The sequence below is a fragment of the Tenacibaculum crassostreae genome, assembly GCF_964512405.1.
In the GTDB taxonomy this organism is placed as follows: Bacteria; Bacteroidota; Bacteroidia; order Flavobacteriales; family Flavobacteriaceae; genus Polaribacter; species Polaribacter crassostreae.
In genome coordinates, this window is the sequence record NZ_CAZELE010000003.1 from 198401 (window position 1) to 220849 (window position 22449).

A 22449-nucleotide genomic window follows, 5' to 3' on the forward strand; every position below is an offset into this window, starting at 1 on the left:
AAAAAAGCTTCTCAATTGAGAAGCTTTTTTTGTGACCTCGGCAGGATTCAAACCTGCAACCTCTTGAGCCGTAATCAAGTGCACTATTCAGTTATGCTACGAGGCCTTTTTGCGGGTGCAAATATAAGGATGTTTTTTAAATTGTAAAGCAAAAAAATAATTTTTTTCGTGTTTTTTCAATTTATTTATCCGCTTCTATTTCGTGTTTAAAATCATTAATGGTACTCTGCGCTTTTTCAAGGTCTGATTCATAGATAAATACATCCACTGAGTTGCCTAAAGTAGCAAAGCCTGCCAATCTTCCAGCTTCTTGATTATCTTTAATTAAATAAGGAATTTTTATTTCATCAAGTAGTTGACTTAGTCGACTAACAAAAATTTGAGTTCCCGAAAAAACTTTAATATGCTTGTTCATAATATGTAAGTTTTTAATCTAAAGAGTTAATTGTAACATAAGCTCGCCATCCAATAACTGCTAATTGAATTTTAGAAGCTTTAGTGATATCCAGCTCTTTTTTGGTAAAAGAGGGTAGTAGTGTCTTATTTAGTTTAGCTAATAGTTTAAAAATGCTTTTTTTCATTAGTAGTTGATTCTATATCAAAAATAACGAAAAATAATTTATTGTAAGTCAGAAAGTAAGCTTCCTTACTTTCTGACTTTGTGTTTAGTCTGTTATTTTTTCTTTTCCATCATTTTCTTGGCTAAATCTGCACCAATTAATGATTCTAGCAAATTCCCATTGTTTCCGTTTTTACTTCCGCCTTCTATATAAGTACTAGGAAGTTTTAAATCTTTAATTTGTTCAGCAACACCTACAGCGGTTTTATATTCCCATTCAGCTTTTTCTTGTGGAGTTAAACCTGCACTTACTAATTTTTGGTTCTCGTAAGCTTGTGCGTCAGCGGCAACTTTTTTACTCTTAGCTTTGTATTGTTCAACTTCATATTGCTTTTTCTCTTTTATTAAATTAAACTCAGCAACCTTTGCTTCTGTTTCAGCTGCAATAGTTTGTTGAATTTGCTCTTTTTCTAAACGAGCTCTTTCAGTAGCTTTTTCAGCTTCTCCTTTAGCTTTTTCTTTTTGTGCACGGTAAAATTCACGTTCAGCTTGTTGTTTTTCCAGTTGAGTTTGAGCTACTTCTTCTTTCTGTAATTGTAAACGGTTGTCAAAAGTTTCTTCCCAGTCAATTTCAGTAACTACCGCTTGTACAACAGTTAATCCGTATGATTTTAAAGAGTTTCCTTGTACACGAACTGGTTCTCCGTTTTCTAATTTTATTCTGAATCTTTTTTGACGAGATTCTTTGTTAGGAACAGTTCTAACCACTGTGCTATCACCAATAACATCTGGTTTTTGGTTTTCTACATACTCTTCTAAAACGTACATTCCGTTTTCTAACTGATCTTGAAAATAACGGTCAAAATCTGCTGCTTGTCCTGAGATATAATCTTGAGCAGCCATTAGCTTACAGGTGTTTTTGATAGATTGATCGATGTTAGGAACAATACGAGATCTAATCAGGTTTTTTTCAGTCTTATTTCTGTCGGCAACCGATAAAAATTGAGATTCATCAGTAGTGTTAATACTTATTACAATTGATGTTGCAATTTGCCCTTTTACCGCATCGTTAAATTCCCATTGACGAGCATTGTCAACATAAGCATACTTACTTTCGTCTCCGTATTTTCCGTCACCGTTAGGAATCACGTACTTAATTGGGATTTCAAACTGGATAGGGATTAATCGTCCCCACATTTTAGTTTTAATACCTTGTTGAAAAACGGCTTTTTGCCCTCCCCAAGGGTATTGAACTGCGTAAGCTGTACCAGGTTCAGCGTAAAAGAACATTCCGGTAATGATACTCATTACAATACCAATTCCTATAAACTGAATGCTTCTTTGGGCTGTAAACCAATTAAGAATTTTGTTGTTGTTGAAGATAGTTTTCAAGATCATAGCCACCACTCCCGTGATAACTAATAAAATACCAATAAATGTTAGCATAATAATAGTTGTTTAAAAAGTTGATTAAAATATGTGTTGTGCAATTTCTGCTGCAATTTTGAGTGCAATAATAGTTAATTTAATAATAATAGTAATCATGTGATTTTTGATGTTTTTAAATAGTTATAATAGTTAGTATTCCGGAATTGTTTTTCTAATATATGAGGTGTTGAAACTACCTGCCAAGAGATTTTTGAAGAATTAATTAATTTGAATTGATATATGAAGTTAAAAAAGTTATATATGTTTTAATTTGTAATTTTATTTACTTGTTTTTTGTTTTTAAATTAAATTGAATTTTATTTTATTGTTTTAATGTGTAATTAAATAATGGGTGTTTTTTTAGGGTTTTAAAAAAGCAAAGGAAGAATGATGTTTTAGAAGGTTGAAAAATGAACTTTCAGTTTTTTTTGATTCAATTGTAGCTGACAAAAATCATAGATTATTTCGAAGTGTTTTTTAGTTTTTTTATTGTAAAAAAATGATGTTTTAAAAAGGTTATCTTCGCAAAAAAAACATACATGAGTATATTATATATAATCGGAGGGTTAACTTTGTTAGTTTTAGGAGGGAATTGGTTATTGAAAGCTGCGGTAGGACTATCACTAAAACTAAACATTCCTAAAATTGTGATTGGTATGACGGTGGTTTCGTTTGCTACTTCAGCACCAGAATTGATTGTAAGTATTAAATCGGCTTTAGACGGAGCAACTGGTTTGGCGGTTGGAAACGTAATTGGTTCTAATATCGCTAATTTAGGATTGGTGTTGGCAATAACTGTAATTTTATCTTCTATTGATGTTCAAAAAAGTTTTTATAAAACCGATTGGCCCGTGATGATGATTGCATCAATAATGCTGTATGTTTTTATTGTAAATGATAAAACAATTCAGTTTTATGAAGGAGCTATTTTATTTGCAATGTTAATTGCTTTTTTAATTTACCTTTTACGTTTTCAAAAGCAAGCGGTTGTAGATGAAATGCCAGAAGACGATGAGGAACTTCCTTTGTATAAAATTGCGTTATTCTTAGCAATTGGAGGAGTTGGTTTATGGGGTGGTTCTGAATTGTTAATTAATGGTTCGGTTACTTTGGCAAAAAGTTTAGGGGTTAGTGATGCGGTTATTGGAGTTACAATAGTTTCAGTAGGTACAAGTGTTCCTGAATTGGCAGCGTCTATCATCGCAGTTTTAAAGAAAGAAAAAGCAATATCGCTGGGTAACCTAGTGGGGTCAAATGTGTTTAACATTTTAGCAGTATTAGGTATTACTGCTATGATAACTCCTGTTGAAGTAAAACCAGATGCTTACAGTTTAATAGATAATGATATTTATTGGATGTTGGCTATTTCATTCGCAGTTTTACCGTTGGTGTTTATACCTAAAGGATTGCGTTTAGGATGGAGAGATGGTATTTTGTTATTAGCAGCTTATATCACTTTTGTGTATTTAACTGTTTTTTAAAAAAGAATGATTTAAAAGATAAAAAAAAGCCGCATTAAGCGGCTTTTTTAGTTGTGTTGTGTGTTGTTGTATGTGTGTGCTAAAATTAAATTTTTGCGTTTTTTACTGTTTCAATAATTCTTCCAGCTACCTTGTATGGGTCAGCGTTGGAAGCAGGACGACGGTCTTCTAACCATCCTTTCCATCCTTTTTCAACGGTAATAATAGGGATACGGATAGACGCACCTCTATCAGAAACTCCATAACTAAAATCAGATACGTGAGCTGTTTCGTGTAAACCGGTTAAGCGTTCGTCATTATTAGCTCCGTAAACATCAATATGTTCTTCGGTAACAGGTCTAAAAGCTTCACAAATAGCTTCGTAAGTTTCTTTTGAACCACAAGTTCTTAAAGTGGTGTTTGAGAAGTTAGCGTGCATACCAGAACCATTCCAATCACCTTTTACAGGTTTTGGGTGGTATTCAATATAGTATCCATACTTTTCAGTTAAGCGGTCTAATAAATAACGAGCTACCCAAATTTCATCACCAGCTTTTTTTGCTCCTTTGGCGAATAGTTGGAACTCCCATTGTCCTGGGGCTACTTCTTGATTAATTCCTTCAAAATTTAAACCAGCTTCAATGCATAAATCAGCGTGCTCTTCTACAAAATCTCTACCCCAAGTGTAACGACCACCTACAGAGCAATAATATTTTCCTTGAGGTCCAGGGAAACCTCCACGAGGAAATCCTAAAGGTAAATCAGTTTTTGTGTCCATTAAAAAGTACTCTTGCTCAAACCCGAACCAAAAATCATTATCGTTATCGTCAATTCTTGCACGCGCATTTGATGCATGAGGAGTTCCGTCTGCATTTAAAACTTCTGACATTACTAAGAAACCATTTCTTCTTGTAGGGTCAGGGTAAATAGCAACTGGTTTTAGCAAACAATCAGAAGCACCGCCTGATGCTTGTTCAGTTGAGCTACCATCAAAAGACCAAATAGGGCAATCTTCTAGCTTACCACTAAAGTTTTCTTCAACTTTAGTTTTACTACGCATGTTTTGAGTTGGTTCATGACCATCTAACCAAATATATTCTAATTTTGATTTACTCATGATTTTTGTTTTTGTGTTGTTATGGAATTAAATATACTGCAAATGTGTGTATTTTTTTTGTTAATGCAAAATTTTAAGGGGTGTTTGTTGTTAGAATTAACTTTAATTTAAAGCTAACCCCTGTTTTTTTAGGGGGTATGTCTTTTAAAAGGTAAAATTATGTATTTTTGAAGTGTCTAATTTTATACTTTATATAATATGTCAGTTTTAAGATTCAATGCATTACAAGAGGTTTTGAATAGAAAACCATTAATTGTAGAAGAGAATGAACGTCGTTCTGAGTTGTTTGGAAGGAATGTTTTTAACGAACAAGCAATGCGACAACATATGACGAAAGAAGCATACCAAAGTGTGATGGATGCTATTGAGTTTGGAACGAAGATAGAAAGAACTACTGCCGATCAAATTGCGGTAAGTATGAAAGATTGGGCGTTATCTAAAGGAGCAACACATTATACACATTGGTTTCAGCCTTTAACTGGTGCAACAGCAGAAAAGCACGATGCTTTTTTTGAAACTTTTGATGGTGGTGCTATGGAAAAGTTTGATGGAAGTCAATTGGTACAACAAGAACCAGACGCCTCGAGTTTCCCAAACGGAGGAATCCGAAACACCTTTGAGGCACGTGGGTATACAGCTTGGGATCCTACTTCACCAGCTTTTGTATATGGTACAACATTATGTATACCAACTGTTTTTGTTGCGTACACAGGTGAGGCGTTAGATAATAAAGCTCCGTTGTTAAGAGCTTTGCAAGCAGTAGATACTGCTGCGACTGCTGTTTGTAAGTATTTTGATAAAAATGTAAGCAAAGTAAATGCAACCTTAGGTTGGGAACAAGAGTACTTTTTAATTGATACAGCATTAGCAGCTTCGCGACCTGATATAATGATGACTGGTAGAGCTTTGTTAGGACATGCACCTGCAAAAGGTCAACAGTTAGATGATCACTATTTTGGGTCGATTCCAACTAGAGTATTGAATTTTATGCGTGATTTAGAGCACGAATGTATGCTGTTAGGTGTTCCAGTAAAAACGCGTCATAATGAGGTGGCGCCAAATCAGTTTGAGCTAGCACCTATTTTTGAAGAAGCAAACTTAGCGGTAGATCATAATTCATTATTAATGGATGTGATGGAAAAAGTATCACAAAGGCATAAATTTAAAGTGCTATTTCATGAAAAGCCATTTGCAGGGATAAATGGTTCAGGAAAACATAATAACTGGAGTTTATCTACTAACACGGGAGTGAATTTACTAAGTCCAGGTAAAACTCCGATGAAGAATTTGCAGTTTTTAACCTTTTTTGTGAACACTATCAAAGCTGTTCATGATTATGAAGAGCTGATTAGAGCATCAATTGCAAGTGCAAGTAACGACCATCGTTTAGGAGCAAATGAAGCACCCCCAGCAATAATTTCTGTTTTTATTGGAACGCAATTATCTGAAGTGCTTGATGAATTAGAAAATGTAACGAAAGGAAAATTATCTCCAGAGGAAAAAACAGATTTAAAACTGAATATAGTTGGTAAAATCCCTGAGATTTTATTAGATAACACCGATAGAAACAGAACATCTCCTTTTGCTTTTACAGGAAATAAATTTGAATTACGTGCTGTAGGTTCGTGGGCAAACTGTGCAGGACCAATGACGGTTTTAAACACGATCATAGCAAAGCAACTTATTGAGTTTAAAGAAGAAGTTGATAAATTGGTAGATACTAAAAATCTTAAAAAAGATGAGGCGGTTTTTAATGTATTAAGAGAATATATTAAAGCGTCAAAAAATATTCGATTTGAAGGAGATGGATATGGGGAAGCTTGGGAAAAAGAAGCGAAGAAAAGAGGATTGTCGAATAATAAAACTACTCCAGAAGCTTTAAAAGCAAAAATTTCTAAAAAAGCAATTTCACTTTTTGAAGAAATGGGAGTAATGAACAAGGTTGAAGTAGAGGCTCGTCATGAAATTGAATTAGAAGAATATTCTAAAAGAATTCAGATAGAAAGTAGAGTATTGGGTGATATTGCCAGAAATCATGTAATTCCAACTGCAATTCAATATCAAAATACATTAATAGAAAATGTAAAAGGGTTAAAAGAAATCTTTGGAAATAATTTTGAAAAATATGCAAACGAGCAAATTGATTTAATTCAAAAAATATCGAGTCATATAGCTGGAATCAATTCAAAAGTTGAGTTGATGATTGAAGAACGTAAAAAAGCGAATAAACTCGAAGGTCAAAAAAATGCAGATGCTTATTGTAATAAGGTAAAACCATATTTTGATGAAATCCGTTACCATTGCGATAAATTAGAGTTAATGGTTGATGATAATCTTTGGCCTTTAACAAAGTATAGAGAGTTACTGTTTACAAGATAATAAACAAAGAAGAATTTTTAAAGACGATCGTTAAAAAACGTTCGTCTTTTTCTTGGTAAAAACGCAATATAAACTAAATTTGCACTCAACAACAACACAACAAAATGAGTCAAGAAATTTCTAAACGCTACGCACAACGTGGTGTTTCTGCATCAAAAGAAGATGTGCACAATGCTATCAAGAATATTGATAAAGGATTGTTTCCAAAAGCTTTCTGTAAAATAGTTCCAGATTACTTAACAAACGATGACGATTACTGTTTAATTATGCATGCCGATGGCGCGGGAACAAAATCGTCTTTAGCTTATATGTACTGGAAAGAAACAGGAGATATTTCAGTTTGGAAAGGAATCGCACAAGATGCATTAATTATGAATATTGATGATTTATTGTGTGTGGGAGCTACCGATAATATTATGTTATCGTCAACTATTGGGCGTAATAAAAACAATATTCCTGGAGAAGTTTTATCGGCAATTATAAATGGAACTGAAGAGTTAATTAATGAATTGAAAGAATTTGGTGTGACGATTCATTCAACAGGAGGTGAAACTGCCGATGTAGGTGATTTGGTTCGTACCATTATTGTTGATTCTACAGTTACGGCTCGTATGAAGCGTTCGGATGTAATTGATAATGCAAATATCAAAACTGGTGATGTTATTGTTGGTTTAGAGTCGTTCGGACAAGCAACTTACGAGAAAGAATACAACGGAGGCATGGGGAGTAACGGATTAACTTCTGCGCGTCATGATGTGTTTCATAATTATTTAGCAGAAAAATACCCAGAAAGTTTTGATGCTTTAGTACCTTCTGGCTTAGTATATTCAGGAAATGTAAAACTAACAGATAAAGTTGAAAACTCACCTATTGATGCAGGTAAGTTAGTGTTATCTCCAACAAGAACATATGCACCGATTATAAAAGAAATTTTATCAAAATTTTCTTCGGAAGAAGTGCATGGGATGATTCATTGTTCTGGTGGAGCACAAACAAAAATATTACACTTTGTTGATAATTTACATATTGTAAAAGATAACATGTTTCCAATTCCGCCATTGTTTAAGTTGATACAAGAACAATCAAAAACCGATTGGAAAGAAATGTATCAAGTGTTTAATTGCGGTCATAGAATGGAGCTATATGTTTCTCCTGAAGTAGCTGAAGAAATTATTACAATCTCAAAATCATTCAATGTAAATGCACAAATTGTGGGAAGAGTAGAGGTTTCTGATAAAAAACGATTAACTATTAAAAGTGAATACGGAACTTTTGAGTATTAATAGTATAGGATAAAACATAAAAATCCTCAGAGAAATCTGAGGATTTTTTATTGTTATTCATCACAAGAATTGCTTGTGAGTTCTATTTCCTCAAGCATTTTCCATGTAGGATGTGTAAAGTCTTTTGGAGAAAATTTAAATAGAAGTATTGATTTTTGTTGTTTTTTACAAAAGTGATTTTCAACTAATACATTTAAAATCAGCTGTTTTTTAGTGGTAAAACGATCATAAGTTTTTATTTTTCCTGTAAAAGAGTTGTGTTTTTTCTTTATAAATAAAGCTACAGTTTTATAGTGTTTTAATTCTTCTGTAGTATTTATTCTCATTAAGCCATCAAAATACTTTTGTAAATTATCTTCTAAAATATTGGTAGTAATGTCTTGTCTTTTATCAATTTTCCAAACAAAAGTGTAAGACCAAAAATTAGGATGTGTTGCATCAGACCATCCTTTAGGAGGGAAGCGAGCTTCTTCAATACCCTGATAATTGATGTTTTGAGCAAAACTTAAAGGAAATGGAAATATTTCTTTTCCCCAAGTACTATCAAGGTCAATTAAGTTAATGTCTTTTTTATGTTGTGCTACCAGTAAATTTATACTTAGTAGCAGTAGAAAGGTGATTGCTTTTTTCATTCTTTATAATTTAACCAAAACTTCAAGTCCAATAGCGTCTGAAATGGCATAATCTCTAAGTTTACTTTTATAGCTTACGTTCCATGCTCGCCTATCAATTTTAAATCGAGTAGTCATTTTTTGTTCTTCAGAATTAAATTCAACTCTAAAATTAATAGGCTTGGTAATATCTTTAAGAGTAAAATTTGCTTCAACTCGTGCATGAGTAGGGTTAGAGTATTTAACTTTTGTAATTGTAAGTTTAGCTAAAGGAAATTTTTCTACATCAAAAAAATCGGGTTCTTTTAAGTGTTTTACCAAGTTGTCTTTTCCTTCTTGTTGTTTGATGTCTGAATTCGTGATGGAATTCATATCAATAATAAATTCACCACCTGTAATCATATCACCAGTTTTTATAAAATAACCTTCTTTAAAGTCAATAAAACCATCATGTCCGCCAAAATGAAATGTTAATTCGCCTATCCATTTAATAGAGCTCTCTTTTGTGTTGATGTTTAATTTTTCTTGAGATCTAACAATATTTGATAAACAAAAAAGACAGATAAATACAATAATAATTTTTCTCATTTGATTTGATTTTTAAATTCTGAGTAAAACTATTTTAGATGTCAAAAAAAAGTGTCAAATGAATGTAAAAGAAGTGTGAATAGATGTAAAAATTTAAACTATTAACTATTAAAAGTGAGTACGGAACTTTTGAATATTAAGTTTAACACCATTCAATAAGCTTTTCGTTAAAATTAATTATAGGATAATCTGTGCATCCCCCAATTTCATCTGCATTGGTGGATTCATTTGTGTTGGCTAAAATCCACTTTCCACTTTTGTGTTTAAGTATTAATCCGTCATAAATAATCTCACCTCCTGTTAAGTTAGTAGTTTCATTTTGTTTAACGATAATATGATTCCCATTTATTTCAATAGAACAAGTGGAATCGTTAAATCTATCAGGGAATTCTGCAAAAATTAGTTCGTAGGTAAATTTTCCTTGCGGAATTTTTTCTTGTAAGTTGTTTGTTTGATGTTTTTCAAAAACAAAATCAATCGAAAATTCATCATTGGCTACTTTAGCTTTTAATTGATTATTTTCTGTCCAATATTGAATTGTTTTAGGGAATTTATTTTTTTTGTTTTCCGCAGTAAAAGAAGTGTCGGTTTGCTTAGTAAAAGCAAAAAGTGTTGGCTTTTCATTTACACCTGTAACTTTTAAATATAAAGAATCATTTTTTTGAATAATATCCAATACCTCTTTAAACACAGTGTCTTTTTCTTTTAAGGTAAAACCAATTCCAGAAAAATCATCATTCCAAAACTCATAAGTAAGTTTCTCGGGTTGATTGTTTATGCGTTTCCATTTACCCAATAACCAAGTAGGTTTTTTAATTTCTGTTGTGTTTTGACAAGAACAAAGTAAAAATCCGATAATAAATAGTACTAAAATTCGCATTATAAAAGTCTTAAAGGATTAAAGATAATGAATTAAATTCGATAAAAAATCGTAAATTCGCAGCCCAAGAAATGATACTATGCTAGATAAATTACAGATAGTTAAACAACGTTACGATGAGGTGTCAGACTTAATCATCCAACCAGATGTTATTTCTGATCAGAAACGTTACGTACAATTAAATAAAGAGTATAAAGATTTAGGAAAGGTTGTTAAAAAGGCAAACGAGTACGAAACTTTATTAAATAATATTGAAGAAGCTAAAGAAATCATTGCAGACGGTTCGGATGCAGAAATGGTAGAAATGGCTAAAATGGAAATGGAAGAAGCTAAATCTAGAATTCCAGAATTGGAAGAAGAGATTAAGTTTTTACTAATTCCAAAAGATCCTGAAGATTCTAAAAATGCGGTAGTAGAATTACGCGCCGGTACTGGTGGTGATGAAGCGAGTATTTTTGCAGGAGATTTATTTAGAATGTATACTAAATATTGCGAAAGTAAAGGATGGAAAGTTTCTACAGTAGATTTTTCTGAAGGAACCAATGGTGGATTTAAAGAAATTCAGTTTGAAGTTACAGGGGAAGATGTGTATGGAACTTTAAAGTTTGAAGCAGGAGTGCATCGTGTACAACGTGTACCACAAACAGAAACACAAGGACGTGTACATACATCAGCAGCAACTTGTATGGTGTTTCCAGAAGCAGAAGAGTTTGATATAGAAATCAACCCAAAAGATGTACGTATCGATTTTTTCTGTTCGTCAGGACCAGGAGGTCAGTCGGTAAATACAACGTATTCAGCTGTACGTTTAACGCATATTCCTACAGGATTAGTAGCGCAATGTCAAGATCAAAAATCGCAGCATAAAAACAAGGAAAAAGCGTTTAAAGTATTACGTTCTCGTTTATATGATATGGAGTTGGCGAAGAAGCAAGAAGAAGATGCTGCTAAACGTGGATCTATGGTAACTTCTGGAGATCGTTCTGCTAAAATTAGAACATATAACTATCCACAAGGACGTGTAACTGATCATAGAATTGGATTAACTTTATACGATTTATCGAATATTGTAAATGGTGATATTCAAAAAATTATAGACGAGTTAATGCTCGCAGAAAATACTTCTAAACTAAAAGATTTAGGAGAAACAATTTAAAAGAAAAACGCAACCAATTTGGTTGCGTTTTTCTTTTGAATAATTAATAGTTATCTCGTTTCTTTTTTAAGAAGTTTGTTATACTAATAGCTATGATAAATACAACTATTGAAATTAAAATTGATTTTAGGTCAATTGTAGTTAAACAAGTCAAAATATTTTTCATTGTCTGTAAAATATAAAAATTTCAAACAAAATAAAACTGGTTGAAATTTTTATTTAGTGGAGATACCGAGATAGAAAGAAACAAAAAATAGTGTTCATAGATGGAAAAGACTAGTTATTGAATATAATCTAGATGTACAAGTAGCGGTGGATACCATCCAAATCAAAAAGGTAGATTTAGGTTCTTTTAAAGAATAAATGTTTATGTATAGTTAATTTAACTATTTGTTTAAGACTTTGATTTTTTATTTTTTCATACCTTTGCTTCTAATAATGAAGCAGTTGTTTTATAAAATAGCGTCCATTACGATGGCATTAGTAGTAGTGTTTTCTACTATGTCGTTTACTATCAATAGTCATTTTTGTGGTGATACATTGATAAATACAAGCTATTTTAGCGAGGCAAAAACTTGCGGAATGGAAATGAAGCAAGAGAACAACAAAGAATGTTCCATTACAAAAAAGAACTGTTGTAAAGATGTTACACAACTTATCAAGGGACAAGATAATTTTAAAAAATCTGTATTTGATAGCTTGTCTTACGACCAACAACTTTTCATAGCTGCATTTTATTATTCTTACTTTAATTTATTTGAAGGATTACACAATAGGGTAATTCCTTTTAAAGACTATTCACCTCCTTTTGTCGTCAAGGATATTCATGTTCTCGACGAAGTATATTTAATCTGATTTTAACGTATTAGACCAATTATATCCATTGCTATTTCAAAGGATATGTTGTCGTACACGGTATTTACCGTACCAATGTCTAATTATTTAAAATCATTTTTTTATGCTCAATAAAAGCATCAAATTTTTAATAGAAAACAAACTTATTGCGGTTTTATTACTCGTCCTATTTATAGGTTGGGGAGTTGTAAACGCACCTTTTAATTGGAATACAGGCTTTTTACCAAGCTCACCTGTAGCGGTAGATGCCATTCCAGATATTGGCGAAAATCAACAAATTGTATTTACTAAATGGGAAGGTCGTTCGCCACAAAACATAGAAGACCAAATAACCTATCCGTTAACCACATCATTGTTAGGCATACCTGGTGTAAAAACCATTCGTAGTTCTTCAATGTTTGGGTTTTCGAGCATCTATGTAATTTTTGAAGAAGATGTCGAATTTTATTGGAGTCGTTCACGTATTCTTGAAAAACTTAATTCGTTACCAAGTGGTTTATTACCAGAGGGGGTTAATCCAACTTTAGGACCCGATGCCACAGGTTTAGGGCAAGTATATTGGTATACATTAGAGGGAAGAGATAAAGACGGAAACGTAACTGGAGGTTGGGATTTACACGAACTACGAAGCATACAAGATTACTATGTAAAATACGCCTTATCATCGGCAGGAGGTGTGTCTGAAGTGTCTTCTATTGGCGGATATGTACAAGAATATCAAATTGACGTAAAACCCGAATTAATGCGTCAATACAACATCAATTTGCAACAAGTAGTAAAAGCTGTAAAACAAAGCAACCAAGACATTGGAGCGCAAACCATAGAAATTAACCAAGTAGAATATTTGGTACGTGGTTTGGGTTATCTCACATCTATAAAAGATATTGAAAATGCGGTGGTTTCATCAGCAAATTACACACCAATAAAAATACAAGATATAGCGAAAGTATCGCTTGGTGCAAAAACTCGTAGAGGAATTTTAGACAAGGAGGGTGCCGAAGTAGTTGGGGGTGTTGTGGTAGCACGTTATGGCGCAAACCCGTTAGAGGTAATCAATAATACCAAAGAAAAAATTAAAGAATTAAGTGCAGGATTACCATCAAAAGTTTTAGCAGACGGCACAACATCACAATTAACCATTGTACCATTTTACGATCGTTCAGAACTTATTCAAGAAACATTAGGAACACTCAACGAAGCCTTAACATTAGAAATACTCATTACCATTTTAGTAATTATAGTAATGGTGTATAATTTACGAGCATCCATATTAATTTCGAGCTTGTTGCCTGTGGCGGTTTTAATGGTGTTTATTGCAATGAAAGCCTTTGGTGTCGATGCTAATATCGTTGCTTTATCAGGAATTGCAATTGCAATCGGAACAATGGTAGATGTGGGGGTAATTCTATCAGAAAACATTTTAAATCATTTAGAAAAGGACGAAAATAATCTACCAATCAATACCGTAGTTTACAATGCTACTGCCGAAGTTTCGGGCGCAATTGTTACCGCAGTAATGACCACAATAATTAGCTTTTTGCCAGTATTTACAATGGTTGGTGCAGAAGGTAAATTATTTAGTCCGTTGGCTTTTACCAAAACTTTTGCACTTATTATGGCATTGGTGGTGGCGTTGTTTTTAATTCCGCCATTTGCAACTATCATTTTTAAACGAAGAAGTATTACCAAAAACCTGTCGTACATCATCAATATTGTATTAATTATTTTAGGTGTTATTTCTATTGTCTTTGGAAATTGGTTAGGAATACTCTTAATCGCTTTCGGTAGTACAGGTATTTTAAAACTACAACAAAAAGTTTCTAACAAACAAGTAAACTTGATTAATATAGTTATTGCATCAGTAGCTATCGTGTTTTTATTGGCTGAATATTGGCGACCTTTAGGAGTAGGAGAAAGTTTATTCTTAAACCTCTTGTTTGTAGCCATTATCTGTTTCGGATTGTTAGGAGCATTCTCGTTATTACGAAAATACTATGCTCAAATTTTACAATGGGCATTAGCAAACAAAATACTCTTTTTGGCAATTCCAACTACGATTACCATTCTCGGGTTTTTAATTTTCAAAAACACAGGCAAAGAGTTTATGCCGTCTTTAAACGAAGGCTCGTTTCTACTAATGCCAACCTCAATGCCACATTCGGGCGTAGAAGAAAACAAACGTGTTTTACAGCAGTTGGATATGGGGGTTGCCAATATTCCTGAAATAAAAACGGTAGTTGGTAAAGCAGGACGAACCGAATCAGCTTTAGATCCTGCGCCACTTTCAATGTATGAAAACGTAATTATTTATAAACCCGAATATGCACTTAATAACCACGGCGAACGCCAACGTTATAGGGTAAATAATGACGGATTATTTATATTAAAAAACGGCAAAACAGTAGCCAATCCAAATTCAACCGATGCGACTTCAAAATTTATATTTTCAGATGTTTCTACGGATGAATTAATTGAAGACAACGACGGCGAGTTTTACCGAAATTGGCGACCTAACATAAAATCTACCGACGATATTTGGAACGAAATAGTTAAAGCAACCAAAATACCAGGTGTTACATCTGCACCAAAATTACAACCTATCGAAACCAGATTGGTAATGCTACAAACAGGGATGCGTGCACCAATGGGTATTAAAGTAAAAGGACAAAACTTAAAAGAAATTGAAGCCTTTGGTGTGCAATTAGAAAGCATTTTAAAAACAGTTAGAGGTGTTAAAGAAGAAGCCGTTTTTGCTGACAGAATTGTAGGAAAACCATATCTGTTAATTGACATCGATAGAGAAAAAATAGTACGTTATGGCGTTTCAATTCAAGAGGTGCAAGATGTTTTAAAAGTAGCCGTTGGTGGTATGCCGTTAACTCAAACTGTTGAAGGAAGAGAACGTTACGGTGTGCGCGTTCGTTATCCAAGAGAACTTCGCACTACACCAACCGATTTAGAACAAATTTATGTACCGATAAATAAAGGAAACTCTGTGCCATTAAGTGATTTGGCAACAATTCGTTACGAGCAAGGCGCACAAGTAATTAAGAGTGAAGACACCTTTTTAATTGGTTATGTGTTATTTGATAAACTCAACGATTTTGCCGAAGTAACTGTAGTTGAAAATGCACAAAAAGCCATTCAGAAAAAAATAGATAGTGGTGAATTGATTGTACCAAAAGGTATTAATTTTCAATTTACAGGAACGTATGAAAATCAGATACGAGCTGAAAAAACCTTATCGGTAGTTGTGCCATTGGCATTACTTATCATTTTCATCATTTTGTATTTTCAGTTCCGTTCAACAACGACTTCTTTAATGGTATTTACCGCAATTATCGTAGCCTTTGCAGGCGGATTTATAATGATGTGGCTTTATGGGCAATCGTGGTTTTTAAACTTTAGCGTTTTTGGGCAAAACATTCGAGAACTGTTTCAAATGCATCCAATTAATTTAAGTGTGGCAGTTTGGGTAGGATTTATTGCTTTGTTTGGTATTGCCACTGATGACGGCGTGGTTATGGCAACCTATTTAAAACAAACCTTTGCTAAAAACGAACCAACTACAAAAGCGGATATAAGAAAATCGGTTGTGGAAGCAGGCGAAAAACGTATCAGACCTTGTTTAATGACAACAGCAACAACCGTATTGGCATTACTACCTGTACTAACATCCACAGGGAGAGGAAGCGATATTATGATACCAATGGCTATTCCTGCCTTTGGCGGTATGATTATCGACGTAACATCCTATTTTTTATTGCCTGTTTTGTACAGTTTACGAGAAGAATTTTTATTAAAAAGAAAAAAAACAAATGAAAACTAAAAACATATTATCCATATTGATCATTCTTGTTTTTAGTGGGTTTTCTAATGCACAGAATTTGCAATCGCTTATTGATGAAGCCTTGGCAAACAATCCAAAAATTAAACAGTTTGAATTGCAATACAAACGAGTTTCAGAAAAGGTAAACGAAGTAAATACCTTACCCAATACAAATATTGGTGTAGGTTATTTTGTAAGCGAACCCGAAACACGAACAGGAGCACAACGATTTAAAGTATCAGTAAACCAAATGTTGCCTTGGTTTGGTACAATTAGTTCGAGAGAAGATTACGTGAGTTCGTTAGCCGATGCCAAGTTTGAAGATATTACTATTGCTAAACGACAATTAATCGCGTCGGTATCAACTTCATATTACAACTTGTACACAATTAAAGCTAAACAGCAAGTTTTAACCGAAAACATTAACTTGCTAAAAACCTACGAAACTATGGCGTTAACGTCGGTTGAAGTTGGCAAAGCATCTGCTGTAGATGTGTTGCGTCTACAAATGCGACAAAACGATTTAAACCAATCTAAAGCCGTTTTACAACAACAATTTTTAGCCGAACAAACAGCCTTTAATAAGTTGCTGAGCAGAGATAAAAACACAGCGATAAATGTGGTGCAAGAATTAGAAATTCCGTTAGAAGACAAAACTATAAATGCAGATAGTTTACAATTTCATCCTGAAATACTAAAATATGATAAGCTGTATCAATCAGTTGAAAAATCTGAACTATTAAACCAAAAAGAAAGTAGTCCAATGATAGGTTTCGGGCTCGATTATGTTAACGTTGCACAACGTACTGATATGAATTTTAGCGATAACGGAAAAGATATTGTAATGCCAATGGTGTCGTTGTCGATTCCAATTTTCAATAAAAAATATAAGTCGAAAACCAAGCAAAACGAAATTCAGCAAGAAGAATTTAACAGTCAAAAACAAGATCGATTTAATAAGTTAGAAACCTTGCTAGATAAAGCAATTAACGATCGTATATCGGCAAGAATAATCTACAACACACAAAGCGAAAACTTGAAACAAGCCAAAAATGCCGAAACCATTCTTGTTAAAAGTTACGAAACAGGCACAATTGATTTTAACGATATTCTCGACATTCAAGAATTGCAGTTAAAATTTCAGTTAAACCAAATTAAGGCGGTGCAAAATTATTATGAGCAAAGTGCCATTATTAACTATTTAATTCAGTAAAAATGAAACATATATATAGAATTGAAGGAATGACTTGCAGTAGTTGTATAGCTAACGTAGTAAAGAGTTTAGGTAGTTTGGATAACGTTACCGATGTAAAGGTAAATCTTGAAAATAAAGAAGCTGAAATAACTATGAGTAAGCATATTGGTTTATCAGATTTACAAAATGTGTTACAAGAAAAATACACTATTTCTGAAAAAACACCTGTTAAAAAGGTAGCTTCAAACACTTTTTCGGATTTTGAAATTGCACAAGAAAAAAGCAAATTCGTACAATTAAAACCTTTGTTTTTAATCTTATTATATATCACAGTTACAAGTATATTATTACACTATAAAGATTGGAGTTGGCGTGAGTTTATGCTCGATTTTATGGGCTTGTTTTATATCGTTTTTAGCTTTTTTAAAATGTTAGATTTAAAAGGGTTTCCTGATTCTTTTAGAATGTACGACCCTTTAGCAAAAAAGGTTCCAGTCTATGCGAAGGTTTACCCATTTATAGAAACCGCTTTAGGGCTTATGTTTCTATTGCGTTTTGAAGTTAAAATAGCTTTAATAATAACGTTAATCGTATTAGGAATAACAACAATAGGAGTAACCAAAACATTATTAGATAAAAAAGCAATTCGTTGTGCTTGCTTAGGTACTGCCTTAAAACTACCGATGACAGAAGCGACTTTTATAGAAAACGCAATAATGATTGTTATGGCAATACTAATGTTAATAAGTTAATTATGATGGTAAACAGACATACAGCCTTAAAAATTAGAAAAACACATCGTTATTTAGGATTGTTTTTAGGAATTCAGTTTTTACTTTGGACGATAAGTGGCTTATATTTTAGTTGGACAGATATAGATGAGATTCATGGTGACCATTATAAAAATTTAGAATACCAATCTAAGGCATTTAATGACTTAATTAGTCCTTCTAAACTTCAAATCTCTGAAGGTATAAAAAACATAGAACTAAGAGATATTAATAACACTCCCTACTATTGGATAAATAATAAACAACTGTACAACGCAGTTAACGGTGATAAGAAAGATACTATTACTAAAGAAGAAGCACTTTATATAGCAAAAAACTATATGAAGTCCAATCTTGAAGTAACATCTATTGAACGTATCATAGAAGCAGGGAAACATCATGAATATCGTGAAAAATTATTACCAGCATATGTAATTTCTTATAAAACAGATGCAATGGTAAAAGCCTATGTATCTATTAAAGACGGAAAGTTCCAAACTGTACGACATCAAAGTTGGCGCTGGTTTGATTTTCTATGGATGACACATACTATGGATTATGAAGGAAGAGATGATTTTAACACTACCGTTTTAAGAGCCTTTTCTCTATTAGGGTTAATCACTGTATTAAGTGGGTTTTTATTATGGTTTACATCTTCACCTACAGTAAGAAAATTAGTAAGAAGAAATAATAAGTAAATATGAAGAAATATATAATTTATTCGGGAATATTAGCAATCGGTTTATTGTTGGGTTGGTTACTTTTTGGAAATTCATCTACTGAAAAAGTATCTCCTAATCATAAAGAAATGAGTGATGCTAAACAAAAATGGACTTGTTCAATGCATCCTCAAATTATGCAACCCGAAGCAGGCGATTGCCCAATTTGCGGTATGGATTTAATTCCTGCCGAAGCAGGTGCAGAAGGTTTATCTCCCAATCAATTTAAACTTACAAAAAATGCAATGGCATTAGCAAACGTGGAAACTACTATTATTGGTGGTGCTACTGCAAATATGAATAATGGAATAACCTTATCAGGAAAAATTGCCGAAAACGAAGAAGCCAATGCAGTACAAGTAAGTTATTTTGCAGGACGAATAGAACGATTAAACATCAATTTTACAGGTGAAAACGTTAGAAAAGGACAGCTTTTAGCCACTATTTATTCACCCGAATTAGTTAAGGCACAACAAGAACTATTAACCGCATCTTCCTTAAAAGAAACACAACCCGCATTGTACAAAGCGGTACGTAATAAGTTAAAATTATGGAAGCTGTCAGACAATCAAATCAATCAAATTGAAAGTTCTAAAAAGGTAAAAGAAAATTTTCATGTGTATGCTACTGTATCAGGAACGGTTTCAGATAAATTAGTAGAACAAGGCGATTATATAAAACAAGGGCAACCTTTACTTAAAATTGCCAATTTGAATACGGTTTGGGCAAACTTTGATGTGTACGAAAATCAAATCAGTAATTTTAAAGTTGGGCAAACTATTGCTATTACTACCAATGCGTATCCTAACGAAGTTTTTAATACGAAAATTTCGTTTATCAATCCTGTTTTAAACCCGCAAACACGTACCGTAACTGTTCGAGCTGTTTTAAACAATCTAAAAGAATTGTTTAAACCCGAAATGTTTGTAACAGGAAAAGTAGATGCTAAAGTAAAAGATACCAAAGCGCAATTATTGATACCTGCATCGGCTGTTTTATGGACAGGAAAACGCTCGATAGTGTATGTAAAACCAGATGCGAACAATCCTATTTTTGAAATGAAAGAAATAGTATTAGGTAGTAAATTAGGTGAGAATTATGAAGTTAAAAGTGGCTTGCAATCAGGCAATGAAATTGTAACTAACGGAGTATTTACTATTGATGCGTCTGCACAATTACAGGGCAAAAAGTCGATGATGAACCATAAAAAAGAAATTAGCGAACAGTTTGAAGTGAGCAAAAAATTCAAATTGCAATTACAAACTGCTTATGATGAGTATATCAAACTGAAAGACAACCTCATAAAATCAGGTGCTGAATTATCAAAAAATAGTGCATCAACTTTACACAAGGAATTACAAAATATTGATATGAAATTGTTAGCCAATAATGAGGCTCACACACAATGGATGATGCTAAATAAAACTTTGCAGTCAAGTAGTAATGCTATTGCTAATTCCGAAGATATAAAAGTGCAGCGTAAACAATTTAAGATATTGTCAGAGCATTTTATTTTGGCTGTACAATCCTTTGGTATAAACGAAATTAGTTATAAGCAATATTGCCCAATGGCAGATAGCGACAAAGGAGCGTATTGGTTAAGTAAAGAAAAACAAGTATTAAACCCGTATTTCGGCGATATGATGCTGAAATGTGGTGAAGTAAAACAAGTAATAAATAACAAGTAAATTTTTTTTAAAATGAAGAGAGTAATTTTAAGTGTAGCAATTATAGCTACCATCGGGTTAGTAAGTTGTAAAAACGAAGCAAAAAAAGAAACAACTAAAACAGAGCAAACAACAAGCAACCAAGTAGCCTCTATCGAAACAACATTTGGTGTACGTGGAAATTGTGGAATGTGTAAAAATACCATTGAAAAAGCTGCTAATGGAGTAGAAGGAGTTAGTATGGCAGAATGGGATAAGTTAAGAAAGCAAATAAACGTTTCTTATGATGAATCAAAAACAAATGTAGATGCTATTCATAACGCAATAGCAGCCTCAGGTTATGATACAGATAAAGTAATGGGAAGTGAATCTGCTTATGAAAATTTACCTGGATGCTGTCAATATGACCATGGAATGGAAATGAGCCTAAAAGGAGATGTGAAAGAAGACGAGAACTCGAATCACTAAGTTGTATTGATACCAAAATTGTCAACTTACAATAAAACCTCTGTAAAATAAATACTTACAGAGGTTTTTATTTGTGGAGACGCCGAGAATAGACCTTCTTTTGCCTTGTTATAGCTAAGCCCTTATTGTATCTATTGAAAACACTAGGTTTCTTAAATTTTTATAATTTATTTTATGGTGAATTATATATCAAATACTACCTTTACTGACACCTAAATTGACACCCATTTGCTATGACATGTACATTTAATCTTAAGGATAAAAAGAAAAATGGATTAACCTTAATCTATTTAAAAGCCTATTTTAAAAAAGAAGGAAAAAGATTTGTTTATTCAACAGGTGAGTCTATTAATCCAAATGAATGGGATTTTAAAAATAGACAACCGAATAATTTAACAGGAAGAACTTCACAAGCAGATAGTCATAGAACTATAAAAAGACAATTAGATAGGTATTCTAATTTGTTTTTGTTAATTACGGAAACTTATAAGAATACAAATCAAGAGTTAACAGTAGAGAAAATTAGACAAGAATTTGATAAAGAATTTAAAAGAGTTACAGCTGGAAAAAATAAATTTTATGAAGCTTATGATGAGTTTATGTCTTTTAAGCAAAAAAATCAAGAATGGTCTAAAGCAACGATAAAAAGATATAATAATATCAAAGCTTTACTAGAAGATTTTGAAAAATCAAAAAAGTATAAAATCACATTTGATACTATTAACCAAAAATTTTATACTGAGTTTACCGATTTTTGTATGGTAAATAGAGGGCATATAAATAATACGTTTACTAGAAATGTAGGATTGGTTAAAACTTTTCTTTTTTGGGCTTTGAAAAACGGTCATACTTATAAAGCAGATTTCATAAACTTTAAGAAAAAGCCTAAAGTTATTACAAATCAGATAGCCCTTAGAAAAGAAGATTTAGAAACTTTATTGAAATCAAAAATGCCTTCTAAGAAATTGGAACGAGTAAAAGATGTTTTTATATTTTCATGTGTTACAGGTATGAGGTTTGGTGAATTAAAGTTTGTCTCTAGAAATATTATAGAAGGAAAAACATTATTACTAAAAGAAGAAAAAGGATCTGGTAAAAAGAGCAGAGAAATTCCTTTAAGTAGTATTGCTTTGCATGTTTTAGAAAAATATGATTATACTTTGCCAATAATTGCTAATCAGAAATTCAACGATTATATAAAAGATGTTTTTGAAGAAGCTGGTTATACTCATAATGTTGTGAAAACTTCTACTAGAGGTAAAGAAGTAATACGAGAAGAGATGCCTTTTTATAAGAGAATAAGTTCTCACACGGCTAGAAGAACATTTATTACGATGATGAAAAGAAATGGTAAAAGCGATAAACTAATTGCTGAAATATCAGGACATAATGATATGAAAACATTAAATCAATATTACCAAGTTTCAAATGAAGATGTGAAAGAGGCAGTAAATGAAACTTTTGATATAAAATTTTAAAAAAGAA

General features: G+C 32.6%; 19 protein-coding genes and 1 tRNA gene. 12 read left to right on the forward strand and 8 right to left on the reverse strand.

All coding sequences use genetic code 11. The features are described from left to right. Positions 1-32: 32 nt before the first annotated feature. The 4 genes from ACKTST_RS03165 to ACKTST_RS03180 form a co-directional block, all read right to left on the reverse strand. Positions 33-106 (reverse strand) — tRNA-Arg (locus ACKTST_RS03165). A gap of 75 nt (positions 107-181) precedes the next feature. Further along, on the reverse strand, positions 182-415 hold the full coding sequence (locus tag ACKTST_RS03170; RefSeq protein WP_408046351.1) for a putative signal transducing protein: 234 nt from the start codon (positions 413-415) through the stop codon (positions 182-184). A gap of 13 nt (positions 416-428) precedes the next feature. Continuing rightward, complete coding sequence (locus ACKTST_RS03175) at positions 429-581, reverse strand: SsrA-binding protein (protein ID WP_408046352.1); 153 nt, start codon at positions 579-581, stop codon at positions 429-431. 92 nt (positions 582-673) lie between these two features. After that, on the reverse strand, positions 674-2005 hold the full coding sequence (locus tag ACKTST_RS03180) for a hypothetical protein (RefSeq protein WP_408046353.1): 1332 nt from the start codon (positions 2003-2005) through the stop codon (positions 674-676). 521 nt (positions 2006-2526) lie between these two features. Here ACKTST_RS03180 and ACKTST_RS03185 point away from each other — a divergent pair. Continuing rightward, entirely contained in the window at positions 2527-3468 is a 942-nt protein-coding gene (locus tag ACKTST_RS03185) for a calcium/sodium antiporter (RefSeq protein ID WP_408046354.1), read from the forward strand. Positions 3469-3553: 85 nt separating this feature from the next. Here ACKTST_RS03185 and ACKTST_RS03190 read toward each other — a convergent pair whose 3' ends face one another. Next, positions 3554-4564 (reverse strand): glutamine synthetase beta-grasp domain-containing protein, encoded by a 1011-nt coding sequence (locus tag ACKTST_RS03190; RefSeq protein ID WP_408046355.1) that lies wholly within the window; start codon positions 4562-4564, stop codon positions 3554-3556. A 198-nt stretch (positions 4565-4762) separates the two neighbouring features. Between ACKTST_RS03190 and ACKTST_RS03195 the strand changes: the two genes are divergently transcribed. Together ACKTST_RS03195 and ACKTST_RS03200 are read left to right on the forward strand one after the other, a co-directional pair. Then, positions 4763-6943, forward strand: a complete 2181-nt coding sequence (locus ACKTST_RS03195) for a glutamine synthetase III family protein (RefSeq protein ID WP_408046356.1) — start codon at positions 4763-4765, stop codon at positions 6941-6943. Positions 6944-7047: 104 nt separating this feature from the next. Beyond that, positions 7048-8226 (forward strand): AIR synthase related protein, encoded by a 1179-nt coding sequence (locus ACKTST_RS03200; protein ID WP_408046357.1) that lies wholly within the window; start codon positions 7048-7050, stop codon positions 8224-8226. 53 nt (positions 8227-8279) lie between these two features. Here ACKTST_RS03200 and ACKTST_RS03205 read toward each other — a convergent pair whose 3' ends face one another. The 3 genes from ACKTST_RS03205 to ACKTST_RS03215 all read right to left on the reverse strand — a co-directional run bounded on the left by ACKTST_RS03205 (position 8280) and on the right by ACKTST_RS03215 (position 10305). Next, entirely contained in the window at positions 8280-8858 is a 579-nt protein-coding gene (locus tag ACKTST_RS03205) for a hypothetical protein (RefSeq protein ID WP_408046358.1), read from the reverse strand. 3 nt (positions 8859-8861) lie between these two features. Beyond that, positions 8862-9425: a YceI family protein gene (locus ACKTST_RS03210; protein WP_408046359.1), complete on the reverse strand. Its 564-nt coding sequence runs from the start codon at positions 9423-9425 to the stop codon at positions 8862-8864. 142 nt (positions 9426-9567) lie between these two features. Further along, positions 9568-10305 carry a hypothetical protein gene (locus tag ACKTST_RS03215; protein WP_408046360.1) on the reverse strand — a complete coding sequence of 246 codons (738 nt, stop codon included), beginning with the start codon at positions 10303-10305 and terminating at the stop codon, positions 9568-9570. A gap of 79 nt (positions 10306-10384) precedes the next feature. On the opposite strand from ACKTST_RS03215, the gene prfA reads away from it, so the two are divergent. The 9 genes from prfA to ACKTST_RS03260 all read left to right on the forward strand — a co-directional run bounded on the left by prfA (position 10385) and on the right by ACKTST_RS03260 (position 22442). Continuing rightward, positions 10385-11461, forward strand: coding sequence for a peptide chain release factor 1 (gene prfA / locus ACKTST_RS03220; RefSeq protein WP_408046361.1), 1077 nt, complete (start codon positions 10385-10387; stop codon positions 11459-11461). 438 nt (positions 11462-11899) lie between these two features. Next, positions 11900-12316: an HYC_CC_PP family protein gene (locus ACKTST_RS03225; protein ID WP_408046362.1), complete on the forward strand. Its 417-nt coding sequence runs from the start codon at positions 11900-11902 to the stop codon at positions 12314-12316. Positions 12317-12419: 103 nt separating this feature from the next. After that, positions 12420-16145 (forward strand): efflux RND transporter permease subunit, encoded by a 3726-nt coding sequence (locus ACKTST_RS03230; protein ID WP_408046363.1) that lies wholly within the window; start codon positions 12420-12422, stop codon positions 16143-16145. Beyond that, on the forward strand, positions 16135-17358 hold the full coding sequence (locus ACKTST_RS03235; RefSeq protein WP_408046364.1) for a TolC family protein: 1224 nt from the start codon (positions 16135-16137) through the stop codon (positions 17356-17358). The genes ACKTST_RS03230 and ACKTST_RS03235 overlap by 11 nt, the downstream gene beginning before the upstream one ends. A gap of 2 nt (positions 17359-17360) precedes the next feature. Further along, positions 17361-18092 (forward strand): heavy-metal-associated domain-containing protein, encoded by a 732-nt coding sequence (locus ACKTST_RS03240; RefSeq protein WP_408046365.1) that lies wholly within the window; start codon positions 17361-17363, stop codon positions 18090-18092. A gap of 5 nt (positions 18093-18097) precedes the next feature. Continuing rightward, a complete protein-coding gene (locus ACKTST_RS03245) occupies positions 18098-18808 on the forward strand; it encodes a hypothetical protein (protein WP_408046591.1) in 711 nt (236 codons plus the stop codon). A 2-nt stretch (positions 18809-18810) separates the two neighbouring features. Then, entirely contained in the window at positions 18811-20517 is a 1707-nt protein-coding gene (locus ACKTST_RS03250; protein ID WP_408046366.1) for an efflux RND transporter periplasmic adaptor subunit, read from the forward strand. Positions 20518-20529: 12 nt separating this feature from the next. Beyond that, positions 20530-20964 carry a heavy-metal-associated domain-containing protein gene (locus ACKTST_RS03255; RefSeq protein ID WP_408046367.1) on the forward strand — a complete coding sequence of 145 codons (435 nt, stop codon included), beginning with the start codon at positions 20530-20532 and terminating at the stop codon, positions 20962-20964. A gap of 233 nt (positions 20965-21197) precedes the next feature. Continuing rightward, positions 21198-22442, forward strand: coding sequence for a tyrosine-type recombinase/integrase (locus ACKTST_RS03260; RefSeq protein WP_408046368.1), 1245 nt, complete (start codon positions 21198-21200; stop codon positions 22440-22442). The last annotated feature ends 7 nt before the right edge of the window (positions 22443-22449 follow it).

Bases quoted from the DNA above. Each gene is read 5' to 3' on its own strand.
- ACKTST_RS03170 (WP_408046351.1), bottom strand. From the start codon at position 415: ATGAACAAGCATATTAAAGTTTTTTCGGGAACTCAAATTTTTGTTAGT.
- ACKTST_RS03175 (WP_408046352.1), bottom strand. From the start codon at position 581: ATGAAAAAAAGCATTTTTAAACTATTAGCTAAACTAAATAAGACACTA.
- ACKTST_RS03180 (WP_408046353.1), bottom strand. From the start codon at position 2,005: ATGCTAACATTTATTGGTATTTTATTAGTTATCACGGGAGTGGTGGCT.
- ACKTST_RS03185 (WP_408046354.1), top strand. From the start codon at position 2,527: ATGAGTATATTATATATAATCGGAGGGTTAACTTTGTTAGTTTTAGGA.
- ACKTST_RS03190 (WP_408046355.1), bottom strand. From the start codon at position 4,564: ATGAGTAAATCAAAATTAGAATATATTTGGTTAGATGGTCATGAACCA.
- ACKTST_RS03195 (WP_408046356.1), top strand. From the start codon at position 4,763: ATGTCAGTTTTAAGATTCAATGCATTACAAGAGGTTTTGAATAGAAAA.
- ACKTST_RS03200 (WP_408046357.1), top strand. From the start codon at position 7,048: ATGAGTCAAGAAATTTCTAAACGCTACGCACAACGTGGTGTTTCTGCA.
- ACKTST_RS03205 (WP_408046358.1), bottom strand. From the start codon at position 8,858: ATGAAAAAAGCAATCACCTTTCTACTGCTACTAAGTATAAATTTACTG.
- ACKTST_RS03210 (WP_408046359.1), bottom strand. From the start codon at position 9,425: ATGAGAAAAATTATTATTGTATTTATCTGTCTTTTTTGTTTATCAAAT.
- ACKTST_RS03215 (WP_408046360.1), bottom strand. From the start codon at position 10,305: ATGCGAATTTTAGTACTATTTATTATCGGATTTTTACTTTGTTCTTGT.
- prfA (WP_408046361.1), top strand. From the start codon at position 10,385: ATGCTAGATAAATTACAGATAGTTAAACAACGTTACGATGAGGTGTCA.
- ACKTST_RS03225 (WP_408046362.1), top strand. From the start codon at position 11,900: ATGAAGCAGTTGTTTTATAAAATAGCGTCCATTACGATGGCATTAGTA.
- ACKTST_RS03230 (WP_408046363.1), top strand. From the start codon at position 12,420: ATGCTCAATAAAAGCATCAAATTTTTAATAGAAAACAAACTTATTGCG.
- ACKTST_RS03235 (WP_408046364.1), top strand. From the start codon at position 16,135: ATGAAAACTAAAAACATATTATCCATATTGATCATTCTTGTTTTTAGT.
- ACKTST_RS03240 (WP_408046365.1), top strand. From the start codon at position 17,361: ATGAAACATATATATAGAATTGAAGGAATGACTTGCAGTAGTTGTATA.
- ACKTST_RS03245 (WP_408046591.1), top strand. From the start codon at position 18,098: ATGGTAAACAGACATACAGCCTTAAAAATTAGAAAAACACATCGTTAT.
- ACKTST_RS03250 (WP_408046366.1), top strand. From the start codon at position 18,811: ATGAAGAAATATATAATTTATTCGGGAATATTAGCAATCGGTTTATTG.
- ACKTST_RS03255 (WP_408046367.1), top strand. From the start codon at position 20,530: ATGAAGAGAGTAATTTTAAGTGTAGCAATTATAGCTACCATCGGGTTA.
- ACKTST_RS03260 (WP_408046368.1), top strand. From the start codon at position 21,198: ATGACATGTACATTTAATCTTAAGGATAAAAAGAAAAATGGATTAACC.